General features: G+C 67.9%; 16 protein-coding genes, 2 tRNA genes and 1 other RNA gene. 7 read left to right on the top strand and 12 right to left on the bottom strand.

Annotated features, from left to right (window positions below; genetic code table 11):
- Positions 1 to 152 precede the first annotated feature (152 nt).
- Positions 153 to 527: a transfer-messenger RNA gene (gene ssrA / locus ACWGIC_RS30610) on the bottom strand.
- 177 nt (positions 528 to 704) lie between these two features.
- Here ssrA and ACWGIC_RS30615 point away from each other — a divergent pair.
- From ACWGIC_RS30615 to ACWGIC_RS30635, 5 genes are all read left to right on the top strand, one after another.
- A complete protein-coding gene (locus ACWGIC_RS30615; protein ID WP_452079383.1) occupies positions 705 to 1397 on the top strand; it encodes a sensor domain-containing protein in 693 nt (230 codons plus the stop codon).
- Entirely contained in the window at positions 1394 to 2527 is a 1134-nt protein-coding gene (locus ACWGIC_RS30620; RefSeq protein ID WP_452079384.1) for a sensor histidine kinase, read from the top strand. The genes ACWGIC_RS30615 and ACWGIC_RS30620 overlap by 4 nt, the downstream gene beginning before the upstream one ends.
- A 57-nt stretch (positions 2528 to 2584) precedes the next feature.
- A complete protein-coding gene (locus ACWGIC_RS30625) occupies positions 2585 to 3226 on the top strand; it encodes a response regulator transcription factor (protein WP_009073303.1) in 642 nt (213 codons plus the stop codon).
- 88 nt (positions 3227 to 3314) lie between these two features.
- Positions 3315 to 3533 carry a hypothetical protein gene (locus tag ACWGIC_RS30630; RefSeq protein WP_009073301.1) on the top strand — a complete coding sequence of 73 codons (219 nt, stop codon included), beginning with the start codon at positions 3315 to 3317 and terminating at the stop codon, positions 3531 to 3533.
- A 117-nt stretch (positions 3534 to 3650) separates the two neighbouring features.
- Positions 3651 to 4952, top strand: a complete 1302-nt coding sequence (locus ACWGIC_RS30635; protein ID WP_452079385.1) for an acyltransferase family protein — start codon at positions 3651 to 3653, stop codon at positions 4950 to 4952.
- On the opposite strand, the gene ACWGIC_RS30640 is transcribed toward ACWGIC_RS30635, so the two are convergent.
- Genes ACWGIC_RS30640 through ACWGIC_RS30655 form a run of 4 tightly spaced genes read right to left on the bottom strand, consistent with a single transcriptional unit; the run spans position 4942 to position 8673 of the window.
- Positions 4942 to 5838, bottom strand: a complete 897-nt coding sequence (locus tag ACWGIC_RS30640) for an amidohydrolase family protein (RefSeq protein WP_452079386.1) — start codon at positions 5836 to 5838, stop codon at positions 4942 to 4944. The genes ACWGIC_RS30635 and ACWGIC_RS30640 overlap by 11 nt on opposite strands.
- The gene (gene smpB, locus ACWGIC_RS30645; protein WP_037818295.1) at positions 5835 to 6317 is read right to left on the bottom strand and encodes an SsrA-binding protein SmpB; all 483 of its coding nucleotides are present in this window, start codon (positions 6315 to 6317) and stop codon (positions 5835 to 5837) included. Before smpB ends, ACWGIC_RS30640 begins: the two co-directional genes overlap by 4 nt.
- Positions 6318 to 6370: 53 nt before the next feature.
- Entirely contained in the window at positions 6371 to 7207 is an 837-nt protein-coding gene (locus ACWGIC_RS30650; protein WP_452079387.1) for an oxidoreductase, read from the bottom strand.
- Positions 7204 to 8673 (bottom strand): MFS transporter, encoded by a 1470-nt coding sequence (locus ACWGIC_RS30655; RefSeq protein ID WP_452079388.1) that lies wholly within the window; start codon positions 8671 to 8673, stop codon positions 7204 to 7206. The genes ACWGIC_RS30650 and ACWGIC_RS30655 overlap by 4 nt, the downstream gene beginning before the upstream one ends.
- A gap of 136 nt (positions 8674 to 8809) precedes the next feature.
- Here ACWGIC_RS30655 and ACWGIC_RS30660 point away from each other — a divergent pair, with 136 nt between their 5' ends.
- Positions 8810 to 9259 carry a MarR family winged helix-turn-helix transcriptional regulator gene (locus ACWGIC_RS30660; RefSeq protein WP_452079389.1) on the top strand — a complete coding sequence of 150 codons (450 nt, stop codon included), beginning with the start codon at positions 8810 to 8812 and terminating at the stop codon, positions 9257 to 9259.
- Between the two features lie 59 nt (positions 9260 to 9318).
- Here the strand turns inward: ACWGIC_RS30660 and ftsX are convergent, their stop codons facing one another.
- The 7 genes from ftsX to ACWGIC_RS30695 all read right to left on the bottom strand — a co-directional run bounded on the left by ftsX (position 9319) and on the right by ACWGIC_RS30695 (position 16682).
- Entirely contained in the window at positions 9319 to 10212 is an 894-nt protein-coding gene (ftsX, locus tag ACWGIC_RS30665; RefSeq protein ID WP_452079390.1) for a permease-like cell division protein FtsX, read from the bottom strand.
- A 45-nt stretch (positions 10213 to 10257) separates the two neighbouring features.
- Positions 10258 to 10947, bottom strand: coding sequence for a cell division ATP-binding protein FtsE (gene ftsE / locus ACWGIC_RS30670; RefSeq protein WP_009073292.1), 690 nt, complete (start codon positions 10945 to 10947; stop codon positions 10258 to 10260).
- 89 nt (positions 10948 to 11036) lie between these two features.
- Positions 11037 to 12140 (bottom strand): peptide chain release factor 2, encoded by a 1104-nt coding sequence (gene prfB / locus ACWGIC_RS30675; protein WP_452079391.1) that lies wholly within the window; start codon positions 12138 to 12140, stop codon positions 11037 to 11039.
- A 64-nt stretch (positions 12141 to 12204) separates the two neighbouring features.
- A complete protein-coding gene (locus tag ACWGIC_RS30680) occupies positions 12205 to 12705 on the bottom strand; it encodes a PadR family transcriptional regulator (RefSeq protein WP_116206874.1) in 501 nt (166 codons plus the stop codon).
- A 239-nt stretch (positions 12706 to 12944) separates the two neighbouring features.
- Positions 12945 to 13018, bottom strand: a tRNA-Met gene (locus ACWGIC_RS30685).
- 535 nt (positions 13019 to 13553) lie between these two features.
- Positions 13554 to 13627 (bottom strand) — tRNA-Met (locus tag ACWGIC_RS30690).
- A gap of 67 nt (positions 13628 to 13694) precedes the next feature.
- Positions 13695 to 16682, bottom strand: a complete 2988-nt coding sequence (locus ACWGIC_RS30695) for a UPF0182 family protein (RefSeq protein ID WP_452079392.1) — start codon at positions 16680 to 16682, stop codon at positions 13695 to 13697.
- 148 nt (positions 16683 to 16830) lie between these two features.
- On the opposite strand from ACWGIC_RS30695, the gene ACWGIC_RS30700 reads away from it, so the two are divergent.
- Positions 16831 to 17385 (top strand): PPA1309 family protein, encoded by a 555-nt coding sequence (locus ACWGIC_RS30700; RefSeq protein ID WP_452079393.1) that lies wholly within the window; start codon positions 16831 to 16833, stop codon positions 17383 to 17385.
- Positions 17386 to 17432 lie beyond the last annotated feature (47 nt).

Below are 17432 nucleotides of genomic sequence, written 5' to 3' on the forward strand. Positions count from 1 at the left end.
AGGTCCTCGCCGCAACCCCGAGTACTCGGTCGAGAGATCCGCTTCCTGACCGTCCGAGACTCCTGAACGCCTGCTCGACCGCCGATCAAAGGCGCGTCCGTCCTCTCAGAACAGAAATGGCGAGCACTCGTTATGAGTGCTCGCCATTCACGAGGTGGAGGTGCCGGGAATTGAACCCGGGTCCTCTAGCGCATCCTCAAGGCTTCTCCGTGCGCAGTCCGCTGTGTCTCTGCTTGGCCCCTTCAGTCACGCGAACAAGCTGAAGTGACGAGCCCAGCCACTGTTTGCTTCCCTGCCAGGCCCCGTGGCCGGGACTGGAGGTAAGCCTCCTAGCTGATGCCGGCGACCGGGTCGGAGGCGACCCCGGGCCGACAGACTTGCTCTACTGCGATCAGGCAGCGAGAGCGAAGTCGCGCTGGCTATTGGCCTTGGCGCTTATTAGGTTGCGATGACGCTTACGGTGGTCTCTCGCCTGCACCGGCACGCTTCCCTTGATTCAACGTCCAGAGTCGAAACCGTTCACCCCCTTGTAGGTGCTTGTAACCTCACCATCATAACGCCCCCGGCAACCCGATAATTCCGGCCTCGGCCAGCAGCTGGGGTAGGGCTGTCCCCACCTCGAAGATGCCCGTCCGCCCCCTGGTTGCCCGGTGCCGGTCCGGCCATGCTGAGCAGGTCAGTTTCCGCAGTGAGGGAGCCCCGCCATGGTCACCGTGCCCGCCGGTCGCAGTTTTGGGCGCCGCACTCCGCCGTTGGGCGGGGCGCTGGCGTATCTCCTGCTCAACCTGCCTATCGGCATCCTCTCGTTCACGCTGATCGTGACGCTGGGGTCGGCCGGGCTGGGGACGATCGTCGTGTGGCTGGGCGTTCCGCTGATCGGGCTGCTCGTCCTGTTCGCGCGGACCGCCGGCCGGGTCGAGCGGGGGCGGCTCTTCGCCCTGCTGGACGTGTATGTCGACGATCCGTATCTGCCATTGCCGCCCTCCGGGCAGAAGCAGCGCTGGCTCACCCGGCTGAAGGACCCGGCGACCTGGCGCGACCTGTCCTACCTCTTCCTGCTCTTCCCGCTCGGCCTGGTGGAGTTCGTGCTGGTCGTGACGGTGTGGGCGGTCAGTCTGGGCCTGGTGACGCTGCCGATCTACTACCGCTTCCTTCCGGACGGCCTCTACGCCTTCCCGAGCTACGATGTGCAGTGGTTCGTCGTCGACTCGACGGTGACCGCGCTGCCTTGGGCGGCGCTGGGGGTGCTCTTCGCCGCGATCGCCGTGGCCCTGACCAAGGGGCTCGCGGCGGTGCACGCGGCAGTCGCGGCCGGGCTGCTGCGGCCCACGGTCGCCCAGCGGCGGCGCATGGAGCGCTCGTGGAACGAGATCGACGGGATCACGGTGGCCGGATGACTTCGCAAGACCCGCCTCCGGAGCACCCTCGTCCGCATCCGGCCCGCACGATCGCGTACATGATCCCGTCGTTCGTGCTGCGCCTGCTGCAGTTCATTCTCATCGTGGCCGGCGGGACCATCGGCACGGCGACGCTCATCATCTGGATCGGCTTCCCCATCCTGCTGGGCGTCACCGGGTTCATCCGCTGGTCCGGCGACGTAGAGCGGCGCTGGGCCCGCCGGATGCTCGGCACCCCGCTGGTCCCGGTCGAGCGGCTGCCGCTCGACGGGCAGCCGATGACCCGCCGCTGGCTGACCCGGCTGTCGGACCCGACGACCTGGCGCGATCTGGCTTACCTGATGGTCGCGTTCCCGCTGGCGATCATCGAGCTGCCGATCGCGCTCGCGTCGATCGTGCTGCTGCCGATGGCGATCTGGGTGACGCCGTTGCTGGGCCTGCTGCACGGGAACCTGGCGTTGTCGCTGCTGGGGCCGAACCGCACGAAGAAGCTCGAAAAGAAGGCTGAGCACCTGCAGGCGTCGCGGGCTCGTGGCGTGGACGCCGCCGAGGCCGAGCGCCGCCGGATCGAGCGGGACCTGCACGACGGCGCTCAGCAGCGGCTCGTGGCGGTCGCGATGAGCCTCGGCCGGGCGAAGTCGAAGTTCGACCACGACCCGAACGCGGTGCGCGATTTGATCGACGAAGCGCATTCGGACGCCAAGCTCGCCGTCTCCGAACTGCGCGACCTCGCCCGCGGCATCTACCCCGCCGTGCTGGGCGACCGGGGTCTCGACGCGGCGCTGTCCGCGCAGGCCGCGAAGTCGCCGATCCCGGTGGACGTGCACGTCGACGTCGAACCGAGGCCGCCGGCCGCGGTCGAGACGACGGCGTACTTCATCGTCGGCGAGACCCTCACCAACATCGCCAAGCACTCCGGCGCGACCGAGGCGGCGGTGAAGGTCTGGCGTTCGGACACGCACGTCATCACTGAGATCACCGACAACGGTCACGGCGGCGCGGAGGTTCGTCCTGGCGGCGGGCTCGCCGGGCTGGCCGACCGAGCGGCGACCATCGACGGCGTCATCACGGTGGTGAGCCCGGTCGGCGGACCGACGGTCATCAGAGCGGACCTGCCGTGTCAATGGTGACCCGTTCGTGAGTGAATAGCCCCCGGGAGCTTTTCACTCACGGACCTGGGGGCCTTGATGCGGGTAGTGATCGCCGAAGACGCCGTGCTGCTTCGGGCCGGGGTCACCCGGTTGCTCGCCGACGAGGGCATCGAGACCGTCGCCGCGGTCGACAACGGCGACGATCTGCTCGGCGCGATCACCGAACACCGTCCTGACCTGGCGATTGTCGACGTCCGGATGCCGCCGACGTTCACCGACGAGGGCTTGCGCGCGGCGCTGGCGGCCCGCAAGGAGATCGCTGGCCTGCCGGTGCTCGTGCTGTCCCAGTACGTCGAGGAGAGCTACGCGGTCGAGCTGCTGTCCGGCGGTGCCGGAGGCGTCGGTTACCTGCTGAAAGAGCGCGTCGCCGACGTGGACGAGTTCCTGGACGCGGTCCGTCGCGTCGCGGACGGCGGCACCGCCATCGACCCGGACGTCATCGCCCAGCTGATGGCCCGCGGCCGCCGCAACCCGCTGGATTCGCTCACCGCGCGCGAATCCGAGGTGCTCGGCCTGATGGCGCAGGGCCTGTCCAACAACGCCATCGCGAACTCGCTGGTGGTGTCGCACGGGGCGGTCGAAAAGCACATCGGCAACATCTTCTCGAAGCTCGGTCTCGAGGCCAGTTCCGAAGAACATCGCCGGGTTCGCGCGGTGCTGACTTACCTCGGACGCTGAACACCCTCACTCGAACTGACGGCAGCCTCGCCCGCGGTCCCTCGCCTACCATGGACTGATGCCGCCCGAACCGAGCGAGGAGAACCCGATGTCCGACCGCAGCGTCCGCTTCTTCGGCGGCCCGCTCGACGGCCGGGTGCAGGAACTCGCCGACGAGGAACCGGTTCCGGGCACCGTGGTGCGGCACATCCACCTGCACGGCGGCCCGAAAATCGAGACGCGGTACGAACTCGGCCTCACCGAGAACGGCTGGGCCTACCGGGTTCAGGCGCACGAATCCGAACCGGAGCCGGACACTCTCTCGTGAGAGACCGCGAGAACCGGCGGTAGGGCAAACCCCACCCCGCTCCCCCTGCTGACCCGACCCCCTTTTCGGTGGCCTGCACCGCTGTTTCCGCGCCCGGGAACCGACAGGCTCTTGAGCATGACGACGAGCCAGCTGCAGACCCGCGGCACCAGGGCGACCCGGGACAAATTTCTGGACGTAGTGCGCGCCGGAGCGATCCTCGCGGTGGTCGCGCAGCACTGGACGATGCCGGTGCTTTCCTTCTCCGGCAACACTCTCGCCACCGGCAACGCCCTCGCGACGCCGGGCTGGTGGATCATCACCTGGGCTTCGCAGGTCATGCCCCTCGTCTTCTTCGCCGGCGGCGCGGCGAACTTGATCTCCTTGCGCCGCGCGGAATCCACCCGCGCCTGGTTCGCCGGCCGCGTGCGTCGGCTTCTCGTTCCGGTACTTCCGCTGATGGCGGTGTGGCTCGTCGTACCGGATCTGTTGCACGGCATGGGAGTTCCGTCGCAACCGGTCCAGGTGGCCAGCGCGATCGCCGCGCAACTGCTGTGGTTCCTCTCGGTCTACCTGCTCACCGTGCTGCTCACGCCGCTGATGGTCGCAGCGCACCGGCGCTGGGGTCTCGCGGTGCCCGCGGTACTAGCCGGATTGGGCGTTCTCGTTGACGTAGCAAGGTTTTCCGACCTCGGCATGATCGGCTACGCCAACGCCGTCATCGTCTGGGTCGCGGTGCACCAGCTCGGTTTCCACTACGTCGAAGGCCGTCTCGGCTCGCTCAGCCGCCGCGCCGCGCTCGCTGTGTCCGCCGCTGGTTTCGGGGTGACGGCGCTGCTGGTCGCGTTCGGTCCGTACCCGGCGAGCATGATCGGCATGCCGGGCGCGCCGGTGTCCAACATGAGCCCGCCCACCGTTTTGCTGCTGTTCCTCGCGCTCGGCCAGATCGGGTTCCTGCTGGCGTTCCGCGAGAAGCTTGTCTCGCTCCCCCGCGTCACGGCGGCACTCAGCTGGCTCAGCCCGCGGTTCATGTCGGTCTACCTCTGGCACATGCCGGCGCTGGTCGTGGTTTCCGGTGTCACCGTGTTCGGCCTCGGCTACTCGACGCCGACCCCGGGTTCGTCGATGTGGTTCCTGATGGCACCCGCCTGGTTCGCCGTGTGCGGCGCAGTGCTGCTGGGCCTGCTGCGCCTGTTCGAGCGCTTCGAAATGCAGCCGGACGGCCTGGTCGTCACTGCACGGACGCCGCAGCTGGTACTGGCCGGTCTGCTCGCCTCCGGCGGCCTCCTCGGCCTGGCCGCGCACGGGTTCGCACCGCTGAGCGACGGCCTGCTGACCGGCCCGCTTCCGTGGGTGGCGCTGGTCGCAGTCGGGTTCACCCTCGCCGGACGTCAGGTGACGCTGCCGCGAAGCCGGGCCCTCGTGACGGTCAAACGCTGAGCAGCTTCGCGGGGGTGTCGTGCAGCACCGCCCGCAGGAACGGCTCGCCAAGGCGATCGTCGGCCGCCCAGCCGGCGATCGCCTGCAGCTGCGTGGCGTAGGAGTACGGGATGTTCGGGAAGTCGGTTCCGAGCACCACGCGGTCGGCGACCTCGGCCAACCGGACCGTCCAGTCCGGCGGCAGCGGCGACATCGCCTCCGCGAACGGCACGCCGACCATGGTGGTGTCCAGGTGCACCCGCGGGTAACGGGCCATCAGCTCGAACGCGGTGGTGAACTGGGGCATCGCCGCGTGCGCGAGGACGGCGGTGAGGCGCGGATGCCGTTGCAGAACTTCCTCGAACACCTCGAGCCCGGTGAAGTCGCCGCGCAACGGGCCGTGTCCGCAGTGGATCACCACCGGCACGCCCGCGTCGGTCAGCGAGCCCCACACCGGGTCGAGCAGCTCGTCCCTCGGGTCGTATGCCCCGACCTGCACGTGCGCCTTGAAACACCGGGCTCCCGCACGCAACGCACTGTCCACTGAGGACGCTGCTTGCGGCTCCGGGTAGAACGTGCCGGTGGGCACCGCTTCCGGCACCTGCTCGGCGAAGTCCAGCACCCACGACGTGAGCCACTCCGCCATGCCCGGCTTGTGCGGGTACACCAGCGGCGCGAAGGTTTTCACGCCCAGCGCGCGCAGGGTTTCGATCCGCTCCGCCTCAGGCGTGCGGTAGTGGATCGGCCACGGCGTGCCGTAATGCCGCTCGGCGCGGTCGAAATACGCCCACACCTTGTCCAGCACGGGCTTCGGCAGGAAGTGGACGTGCAGGTCGACGATCCCGTCGAGGCCGAGCCCGGCGATCCAGCCAGGGACGTCGGCGTCGGTGGCCGGACCCGCCGTCACTCCGTGAACCGGCCCTTCAACGCCCGCCCCATCGCGCGGCTGATGTCCTTCTGCGCGTCGCGCTTGGCGAGCGACTGCCGCTTGTCGTAGGCCTTCTTGCCCTTGGCCAGCGCGATCTCGACCTTGACCTTGCCGTCCTTGAAGTACATCGACAGCGGCACCAGCGACAGACCGCTCTCCTTGGTCTTGCCGATGAGCCGTTCGATCTCACGCCGGTGCAGCAGCAGCTTCCGCGTGCGCCGCGGCATGTGGTTGGTCCAGGTGCCCTGGGTGTACTCCGGGATGTGGACGTTGCGCAGCCACACCTCGCCGTCGTCCACCGTCGCGAACGCGTCCACAAGCGACGCTTTGCCGGCCCGCAGGCTCTTGACCTCGGTGCCCTGCAGGACCATCCCGGCCTCATAGGTGTCCAGGATGGAGTAGTCGTGCCGAGCCTTGCGGTTCGACGCGATGACCTTCTGTCCGCGTTCCTTGGGCATACCGGCCAGTTTACGTGCCGCCCAGGTGATCAAGCACGCCGGTTTACGGCCGGTCACCCAGCGAAGTCAGTGCTCCTGGCGACCTTTTCCCACGCCGCGAGTTCGGTCTGCCCGCGTTCGTAGCTGGCCGCGACGTTGTCCGCCGCGTCTGTGCCCAGCGCGAGCCGCAGCGGCGGGCGATCGGCGGCCAGCGCGGCGAGGATCGCCTCGGCGGCTTTGACCGGATCACCCGGCTGACGGCCGGCCACGTTGGCCAACGCGGAGCGGATGGGGCCGAGCTGCTCGCGGTACGCCTCGCCCTCTTCGGTGAACAGCAGCACTCCCGGCTCGTTGAACGCCGTGCGGAACGCGCCCGGCTCGACGATCAGCACGTGCACGCCCCACGGCGCGAGTTCCTCCGCCAGCGCCTCCGACCAGCCTTCGAGCGCGAACTTGCTCGAGGCGTACGCGCTGACGCCGCCGAACGCGAACCGCCCGGCCTGGCTGCTCATCTGCACGATCGCGCCGCTGCCCCGCTCCCGCAGGTGCGGCAGCACGGCCTTGGTCAAGGCGACCGGGCCGAAGAAGTTCAGGTCCATCAAGCCCCGCAGCTCGGCGGCGGTGGTTTCCTCGGCCGCCCCGATGAGGCCCCGGCCCGCGTTGTTGACCAGCACGTCGATCCGGCCGTGCCGGTCGAGCACCTCAGCGACCGCGCCCTCGATCCGAGCCTCGTCAGTCATGTCGAGCGACACGGCCGAAACCCGGTCCGGTGCACTCGCGACCAGGTCAGCGACAGATTCCGGACGCCGTACCGCCGCTGCGACGGCATCCCCGGCGGCCAGCGCGGCGACCGCCAGCTCCCGGCCGAAACCCGACGAAGCCCCCGTGATCAGCCAAACCCGTGCACTCATTCCGTTTCCCCTTCCCTGGTGAGCAGCCCGACCGCGATCGCGCCGAGCGTCGATACCGCGGCGATGGTCCAAAGCCCGACGTGCAGCGCACTCGTATACGCCGACGCCGCCACCTCACCGCCAGTCCTTTCCCCTTGCAGCAGCTTCGCGGTGACCGCGCCCGCCCGGGCCGGCCCCAGCTCGGAAGTGAGACGGGACTGGGTCACCGCGGCGAGCAGCGAGCCCAGCACGGCGATCGACACCGATTCCCCGCCCAGCCGCATCGTGTTGAACACCCCCGCCGCCATCCCGGCCCTGGCCGGTTCCACCGACGACACCGCGGCCCCGTCGAGAATCGCCAGCGAAACGCCGAACCCGGCCCCGACGCACAGCAGTGGCCCGGCGATCTCGCCCGCCTCGGAGCCCGGACGCACCACCATCAGCCAGGCCGCCCCGACCGCGACGAGCACCAGGGTCGCCACCAGCAGCAGCCGCTGCGACACCCGGTGCGCGATTGAACTGACCACCACCGGCACGACCAGCGTCGGCCCGGTGAGCAGCACCAGCAACAGTCCGGCGGCGAGCGCGCTCATGCCGTCCACCGCCATGAAGTACGCCGGAAGCGCGATCAGCAGCGCCACGAAACCGAAGGCCAGCAGCACCAGCATCGCGCAAATCGCCAGAAACCGCCGCTGCGCGAGCAGCGACACGTCGATCATCGGGTGTTCCGCGCGGCGTTCGATCGCCACGAACGCCGACAGCAGGACCGCGAACCCCGCGAACGCGGACAGCACCAGCGGGCTGTCCCAGCCGAGTTCCGGGCCTTCGATCAGCGCGAGCACGAACAGCGACAGCCCGAGGGTGAAGGTGAGCGCGCCGGGCCAGTCCGGACCGGCCGGATGCGCGTCCTTCGATTCGGCGAGCTTTGGCACCACGGCCAGCAACGGCAGCAGAACCACCGCGGCGACGCCGAAGAACACCCGCCAGCCGCCCAGCGACGTCACCAGCACTCCAGCGGCCAGCGGACCGAACGCCAGGCCGAGCCCGATCGCCGTGCCGAACAGACCGAACGCCCGCGTGCGAGCGGCCCCGTCGAAGGCGTGCGCGAGCAGCGCGCTGCCGCCGGTGATCACACAGGCCGCGCCGGTCCCGGCGACCACCCTGGCGGCGATCAGCACCCCGATCGACGGCGCGCACGCCGCCACCAGCATCGCGGCGCAGAACAGGCCGATGCCGGCGGCGAACATCCGCCGTCGTCCGGTCAGATCGGCCAGCGAACCGGTGATCGCCATGAAGCTGGCGAAGGTCAGGAAGAACGCGTTCACCACCCACTGCGCGGACGAGAGGCTGGTGGCGAGGCTGCCGCTGATGTCGGGCAGTGCGAGCGAAGCACCGGTCGCCGTGACCGGGACCAGCACGATCGCCGCGCATACCGCGAACAAGGTGAGACCTGGCTTGGTACGCCGCGGCGCGGCGATGACCCCCATGAACATCCCTTCGCCCAAACCATTCGAACCCTGATAGATAACAAGGATCGAATCAGCATTCACACACTGATGTCAAGTCTCAGGGTCCGAGGCGATGTTCGAAGGCTGATAGCTTGAGGGCAGCCAAGGAGGTCGCATGGGTGTGGAAGAGCGGATCGCGGAGCAACTGGACCCGCGGCTCGGCAATCACCTCAAGCGCGCCGAAGTGGCCTTGATGGCGGAGAAGGGCCGTGTCCTCAAGCCGTTCGGGCTGTCGGTTCCGCAGTACGCGGCGATGCACGCGTTGTCGGTCGCACCGCTGTCCGGGGCGCAGCTGGCCCGGGTGTGCTGCGTGACGCCGCAGAGCATGACGTCCCTGCTGTCCACTTTGGAGTCGAAGAACCTGGTCGAGCGCACCCCTTCGGAGGTGCACGCTCAGGTGCTCATCGCCCGCCTGACTCGGTCCGGGCACGCGATCTTCCGCAAGGCCAACGAAGCCGCGCTCGCCGTGGAGGCGCGGTTGTCCGCGGAGTTCGAACCGGAAGAGGAAAAGCTGCTGCGCGCGCTCTTGCGGCGCGCGGTCGCCGTGCTGGACGAAGGCAGCTGAAACGCACGAACCGCCCGGCGAAAACGTTCGCCGGGCGGTTCGGATGCGAAGAAGAGCGGTTAGTGCCGCACGTACAGGCGCAGCGTGACGTACCCGGTGATCGCCGAGATCACGATCGACACCGCCAGCAGGATCGGCGCGACCGGGAACAGCACCTCGAGCGTGGTGATCTGCGGGAACACTTCGCCGGTGAAGACCGTGTCGAGGAAGGACAGCTTCGTCAGAAGCAGGAACACCACCCCGAGCACGGCACCGACCGTGCCGGCGACCACCGCCTCCAGGAGGAACGGCAGCTGGGTATACCACCGTGTCGCGCCCACCAGGCGCATGATGCCGACTTCCGTCCGCCTCGTGAACGCCGAAACCTGAATGGTGTTCGCGATCAGCAGCAGTGCGGCGACGGCCATGATGAGCGCCATCACGAACGCGATGTTCCGGACGCCGTTGAAGACGTTGAACACGCGGTCGAGGAACTTCTTCTGGTCGTCGACCTTCTTGACGCCGGGCTGGCCGGTGTACTGCTTGATGATCGCGTCGGACCGGTCCGGGTCCTTCAGCTTCACCTGCAGCGCCGCGGGCAGCGCCTCGGGACCGGTCAGCTCGAGCAGTTCGGGCTGGCTCGAGAAGATCTTCTTGAACCGGTCGTAGGCCTGTTCGCGGTTCTCGTAGACGACCGATTCGACGCCGGGGTTGTTCTGCAGCGACTGGCGGAGCCCGTTGCAGAGCGCCTGCGTGCAGTTCTTGTCGTTCGCGCTCACGTCGTCGACCAGCGTGACCGAAACTTCGACTTCGGCGAGGAAGTTCGCCTTCATCTTGTCGATCGTGCGCACGGCGAGCAGACCGCCGCCGAGCATGGCGAGCGAGACCGCGGTGGTGAGGATCATCGCGATGGTCATCGTGACGTTCCGGCGCAACCCGGTGACGACCTCGCTGAAGACGAAACTGGCTCGCATCGCTCTCGTAATTCCTTGGGTCGGGGCGGAAAAGGGCGGGGTGCGTCAGCGGCCGATGCCGTAGACGCCGCGGGCGTCGTCGCGGATCACGCGACCGAGCTGCAGCTCGACGACCCGCCGCCGCATCGAGTCCACGATGGAATGGTCGTGCGTGGCCATCAGCACGGTGGTGCCGGTGCGGTTGATCCGCTCCAGCAGCAGCATGATGTCCTGGCTGGTGTCCGGGTCGAGGTTCCCGGTGGGCTCGTCGGCGAGCAGCACGAGCGGGCGGTTCACGAACGCGCGCGCGATGGCGACGCGCTGCTGCTCGCCGCCGGAGAGTTCGTTGGGCAGCCGGTCGGCTTTGCCGTCGAGGCCGACGAGTTCGAGCACCTCGGGCACGACCTTGCGGATCGTGGGCCGCGGTTTCCCGATGACCTCGAGCGCGAACGCCACGTTTTCCGCGACGGTTTTGTTGGCCAGCAGCCGGAAGTCCTGGAACACGCAGCCGATGGTCTGGCGCAGGCGGGGGACCCGGCGCCGGGCGAGTTTGGCGACGTCGAAGTTCGACACCATGACCCGCCCCTTGGAGGGCACCTCTTCCCGCAGCAGCAGCCGCAGGAACGTCGACTTCCCGGAGCCGGACGGGCCGATGAGGAAGACGAACTCACCCTTGTCGATCTCGACCGACACCCGTTCGAGGGCGGGACGGGTCGAGGTCTTGTAGACCTTGGAAACCTCTTCGAGCCGGATCACGGTTCGGCATACTACCCATGGGCCCCGTTAAGCCCGGGTTGCCGGTGCCTTGGGTGACCCGCGCCTCGTCCCGGCGCTGCTCGGGGAGGTCAGGCCGCGTTCGCCTGCTTGCGCCAGCGGATCCCGGCCTCCAGGAAGCCGTCGATGTCGCCGTCGAGGACCGCGGTGGGGTTGCCGACCTCGAATTCGGTGCGGAGGTCCTTCACCATCTGGTACGGGTGCAGCACGTAGGAGCGCATCTGGTTGCCCCAGCTGGAGCCGCCGTCCTTGAGCGCGTCCATTTCGGCCCGTTCCTCCTCTTTTTTGCGCTGCAGCAGGCGCGCCTGGAGGACCTTCATCGCGGCCGCCTTGTTCTGCAGCTGCGATTTCTCGTTCTGGCAGGAGACGACGATGCCGGTCGGGATGTGGGTGAGGCGGACCGCGGAGTCGGTGGTGTTGACGCTCTGCCCGCCGGGGCCGGACGAGCGGTACACGTCGACGCGGATGTCCTTTTCCGGGATGTCGACGTGGTCGACTTCCTCGACCTCGGGCAGGACCTCGACGTGCGCGAAGGACGTCTGCCGCCGGCTCTGGTTGTCGAACGGCGAGATCCGCACGAGGCGGTGGGTGCCTTGTTCGACCGAGAGGGTGCCGTAGACGTACGGGGCGGTCACCTTGAAGGTGGCGGACTTGATGCCCGCTTCTTCGGCGTAGGAGATGTCGAAGACGTCCGTCGGGTAGCCGTGGCGTTCCGCCCAGCGCAGGTACATCCGGAGCAGCATTTCGGCGAAGTCGGCCGCGTCGACGCCGCCCGCTTCGGAGCGGATGTTGACGACGGCGTTGCGGTCGTCGTATTCGCCGGACAGCAGGGTGCGGACTTCGAGCGCGTCGATGTCCTTCGCGAGGTCGGTCAGGTCGCCCTCGGCCTCGGTCATGCTGCCGCTGTCGCCTTCGTCGGCGGCCAGCTCGTAGAGGACGCCGAGGTCGTCGAGGCGCTGGCGCAGCTCGGAGACGCGGCGCAGCTCGGCCTGCCGGTGGGAAAGCTGGCTGGTGACCTTCTGGGCTTCCTCGACGTTGTCCCAGAGGTTCGGGCTGGACGCCTGTTCCTCGAGTTCGGCGACCTGCGCGCGCAGCGCTTCGAGGTCCATCACCGACTCGATCTGCGTCAGCTTGCCGGTCAGGTCCTTCAGTGCCGCATCGAACTCATCGCTCACGTCGGACAAGGTTACGGCAAAACCCACGACCGGTCGCGAACCGGTCGTGGGGCCGGGGCTGCGCTCAGGCCTGCGGGATCGAGTCGAGCAGCTTCAGGGCGGCCTTGGCCTGCGCCTGGGCGAACTCGGCGACTGCCTTGGCGTAGGGGCCATCGGCGGTCTTGGTGGCGTTCTTGGCCTCTTCGAGCTGCGCCTGGTAGGTGGTGCGGGCGCTGTCGAGCAGGGCGGTGCGCTGTTTGGCCGTCAGGGAGCCGGCGTGCACGAGCCGCAGGATGAGCGGGCTGCGCAGGTGGTCGGGTCCGGCCTCGGACGTGAGCCACGTCTTGAAGGCCTTCTTGCCTGCCGCGGTGAGCACGTACTGCTGGCTCGAACGGGGCCCCTGCTTGCCGAGCCGGACGAGACCCTCTTTCGAGAGCGCCGGGAGCTCGCGGTAGACCTGGCTGCGGGTGACACTGAAGAAGGCGCCGAAACGCTCGTCGGCGCCCGAGACCAGCTGCCCGCCCGTGGCGGGGCCGTCGTGGAGCAGACCGAGCAGAGCGGCGGCGGTTGCATTCAATTCGGACACCCCTCTACGGTCCCACTTATCCGCCGCTGTGTCCACAGTGGTCACCAATGAGTCCATTGTGGCCAGCGGCAACCCCTCTAACAGCCCAGTCCGCAGGTATGTCCACAATAGACTCTGCCACGCTGTGCAACCACCGCCGAAACGATCACCGCACCGCAACCACCACCCGAGCGACGGCCAAATGGCGCACAAAAAAACCGGGGCCCGTGCATCTGCACGAGCCCCGGCTTCGTTCCAAGTAGCGGGGACAGGATTTGAACCTGCGACCTCTGGGTTATGAGCCCAGCGAGCTACCGAGCTGCTCCACCCCGCGTCGTTGTAAAAACAACAATACACCCCGCAAAAACCCCCTCAACACCACCCCCACAAACACCCTCTCACCAGCAAAAACACCACACATCCCCCCTCCCCCCTCGCAACCCTCTCTCCCCTCCACCCCTCACACACGACCGCTCCGACCCGAAGTCTTGCCCCCAGAGCAACTTCGAGCACACCACCGCTTTCGAGAGGTTCAGACCTCTCCCCAGTCCCATTTAGAGAGTCAAAAACCCTTGCGGCACTGGAATATTCCACCACCAACACCCACGGCACCCCCCAGCTGATACGAAAGCCGTGGCACTACCCCCCACCACCCAACGACTTCCGCCGCACCCCGCCAAGCTCGCTCCGCGAGCACAGGCACGCCCAAACTCGCCCAGAGCGCAAACGTGAGCCCCACACCCCACGCGCCCCAGCCGGGGGTCCAGGGGGCTCGCCCCCTGGCGGGGGCCTGGGGGTCCGACCCCCAGAAGACACAACGAAAGAGACCCACCTTCGCGCTTTTCGCGAAGATGGGTCTCCCATCTCTGTAGCGGGGACAGGATTTGAACCTGCGACCTCTGGGTTATGAGCCCAGCGAGCTACCGAGCTGCTCCACCCCGCGTCGTAGGACCTACCTTACGCCCTGGTTTCCCGAGGGTGCAAAGCAGGTGCCTATTACGTAACCGAGGTCACCCGCCGGGCTGGGACGTGGGCCCGTTGCTGGCGGGCGGGGCGGTCGGTTTGGCGGAGTTGTATTCCTTGGTGGCCGCGTCGAGCGCTTGCAGTGCGGCGCCTTGGTCGGCGAAGTTTCCGGATTGCTGTGCCGCCTTCAGCTTGGCGAGCGCGGCTTGGATGTCGCCGACGGCCTTGTCCATGGCCGGGTTGCTGCCGCCGGTGCTGGGCGGCGGCGTGCCGGTGGTGGACGTCGGCGGGGTCGTGGTGGTGCCGGGTTCGCCTTCCTTGGGCGTGGTGGCCGCTGCGCCGGTGCCCTTGCCGAACACCTGGTCCAGTGCCTCGTTGAGGGTGGAGGCGAAGCCGATCTTGGCGCCGTAGGAGACGAGCACGCGGGCCAGCTGCGGGTAGCTGAGCTGGTTGCGCTGGCGGATGTAGACGGGTTCGACGTAGAGGAATCCGTCGGCGACCGGCAGCGTGATCAGGTTGCCGTAGATGGGGATGACGTTGGGGTTGTTCAGCAGTGTCCGGTCTTGGGCGACGCGGGGGTCGCTCTGGAATCGGTTTTGCACCTGGACGGGTCCGTCGACCTGGTTCGCTCCGCTGGCCGGGGGCAATCGCAGGACGCGGATGGTGCCGTAGTCCTGCGGGTCGGACGAGATGGACATCCAGGCGGACAGGTATTGCCGTTGCAGACCGGTGAGCGCACTGGTCAGCTGGAACGTCGGCCTGCCTTCGCCCGCCGCGTTGGCGAGGACGTAGTACCCGGGCTGGTTGGCGACGTTCGAGCCGGCCGTGGTGGAGCTGCCGTCCTCGGTCGGGTCCTGCGGGACGCTCCAGAACGCCTGCTGCGCGTAGAACTCCTGCGGGCTGTCCACGTGGTAGCGGGCGAGCAGTTCGCGCTGGATTTTGAACAGGTCCTCGGGGTAGCGGAAGTGCGAACGCAGTTCCGGCGAAATCTCCGAGCTGGGCTTGACGATGCCCGGGAACACGTTCTCCCACGCCTTGAGGACGGGTTCGTTGTCGTCGATCGAATACAGCGTGACGGTGCCGTCGAACGCGTCGACGGTCGCCTTCACCGAGTTGCGGATGTAGTTGATCGTGTTGTTCGCCTGTTTGGTGACGCCGTTGAGCGAGTCGTTCGTCGCTTCGCCGAGCTGCGTCTGCTGGGCGTACGGGTAGTTGTCGAGCGTGGTGTAGCCGTCGACGATCCACTGGATGCGGCCGTTGACCACCGCGGGGTACGGGTCTCCGTCGAGGGTGAGCCACGGGGCGACCTTCGCGACGCGGTCGCGCGGTTCGCGGTTGTACATGATCTTCGAGCCATCGCCGATGGCGTCGGAGAAGAGGATCTTCGGCTCGCGGTATTCGGCGGCGAACATCAGCCGGTTGAACCAGTTGTCGAGCGAGACGCCGCCCTTGCCCTGGTAGAGGTAGCCGCGCTGGGCGTCGGTGTCGTATTCGCCGGGGGCCTTGCCCGGGGTGCCGCCGACGATCGCGTAGTCGGACTGGTTGGTGAGCTCGCCGTAGTAGATCCGCGGCTGGTCGACCCTGATCCCCGGCTGGCCGTTCACCGAGCCCGCCCCGGTGGGGTTGCTCGTGTCGCTCGTGGTGGCGATCGGGTAGCCGCCGTCGGAGTTCGAGTCCTTCACCGCACGGTCGATGGTGTTGGCGGGCGCGGCGACGAAACCGTTGCCGTGCGTGTAGACCATGTGCTTGTTGATCCAGTTGGTCTGGTTGCCGCTCAGCCCGTCGGTCTTCATTTCCTTGGCAGCCACGATGTAGTCCTGCGTGGTGCCGCCGATGGTGTAGCGGTCGATGTCCAGCTTGGACGGGAAGCCGTAGAAGTTCTCGCGGCCGACGCGCTGGGTGAAGGTGTCGCTGAGGATGTTCGGGTCGAGCAACCGGATGTTGGACACCGTGCCGGTGTCGGACTTCACCGCTTCCGCGGTGGTTTCGGTCTTGCCCGGGTACTGCTCGTACTTCACGTTGGTGAGGCCGTACGCCGAGCGCGTCGCGTCCATGTTGCGCTGGATCGACGTCGCTTCCTTTTCGTTGGCGTTCGGCTTGACCGAGAACTGGTCGAGAATCGCCGGCCAGGCGACGCCGACCAGCACGCTGGAGAGGATCAGCAGCACGAGCGAAATCGCCGGCAGCTGCAGATTCCGCAGGAACGCGCCCGCGAAGAACGCGATCGCGCAGATCACCGAAATGCACAGCAGGATCAGCTTCGCCGGGAGCACCGCGTTGAGGTCGGTGTAGGTGGCGCCGTTGAACAGCGGCATGTTCCGGTCGGACAGCAGCAGGTTGTACCGGTCGAAGAAGTACTCGACCGCCTTCAGCAGCACGAAAAGCCCGACGGTGATGGCGAGCTGCGCGCGCGTCGGGCCGGCCAGCTGCCCGCCGCGGCCGGCGAGCCGGATGCCGCCGAAGATGTAGTGCGCGATCAGCGCGCCGAAGAACGAAACGACAATGGTGACGAACAGCCAGCCGAGCAGCCAGTTCACGAACGGCAGGGTGAAGGCGTAGAAACCGAGGTCGATTTTGAACTCGGGGTCCGTCTGGCCGAACGAGGTGCCGTTGAGGAACAGCTGGATAGTCTGCCAGTCCCCGGTCGCCGACGCGCCGGAGATGACGCCGGTGAGCACCGGGATGCCGATGCCGAACAGCCGGATCCGGCTGACGATCACCGAGCGGTAGCGCGACAGCGGATCGTCGCGGCCGGACACCGGCACGAACACCGGGCGGGTCCGGTAGGCGATCAGCAGGCTGACCGCCAGCGCCCCGCCGACCAGCAGCCCTACCGCGAGGAAGAGCACGATCCGGGTGACCAGCTCGGTGGTGAACACCGAACGGGCCTGCAGTTCGCCGAACCACAGCCAGTCCACGTAGGTGTCAAGCAACCGGACGCCGGCCAGCAGGGCCAGCACGATCACCGCGGCGATGATGAGAAGGATCCGGCTGCGCCGGGACAGCTTCAGGCTCACCGGGGGCCGAGTCGCCACGGCAATGCTCCTGTCTTCGTGAACACGTTCGCCGGGGACAGCTGTGTCCCCGTGACCTCTAACTCTACGGACGGTGCCGTGAGTTCCCGGGACCACCCAAACCGGGCACGCGCGGCGCGTCGCGAGGACGCCTGACACGATGGTCGCCATGCCACCGAGTGAGCCGTCTGCCGCCCACCCTGTCGCCGGGCTGGCCCGGGAAGTCGAAGAGTTCGTCGCCGCCGCGGGCTGGAACCAGCCGCCGCAGTTGTTCGCGCTGGTGCCGACCGCCGCGCTGCTGGACGAACAGCCCGAACTGGCCGGTCAGCTCGACCGGGCGAACCCGCTGACGCCGGTGGCCCAGGAGGCGCTGCCGGACGGCGATCTCGCCGAATCGCTCGGCCGGATCGCGTGGCCTGAGATCGTCGTCGGGTGCGCGCTGGCGCAGGAGATCATCGTGCTGCCCCCGGACGTGGAGGCGGAACTCGAAGGAATCGCCGAGGCGGACGCCGAAAGCCTCCGCCGCGCCGCCGCGGACCACCCGCGGCGCACCGAAGCCCGGCTCGTGGCCGCCGTCCTGCGCGAAGGCGACTCGGCTTGCGTGATGCGGCTGCGCGGCGTCCAGCCGGGCGACGAGGACGAGACCGCGGTCGATGAGCTGGTGGAAAGCCCGGACCTCGCGCCGAATCTGGTCGAAGCGTTGAAGACGACCCTGCAGCCCTGATCCACCGGCTGCCTTTTCCGTTAAGTCCGTGAAGGGCCCCTTGAGGG

This window comes from Amycolatopsis sp. NPDC054798, assembly GCF_053611505.1.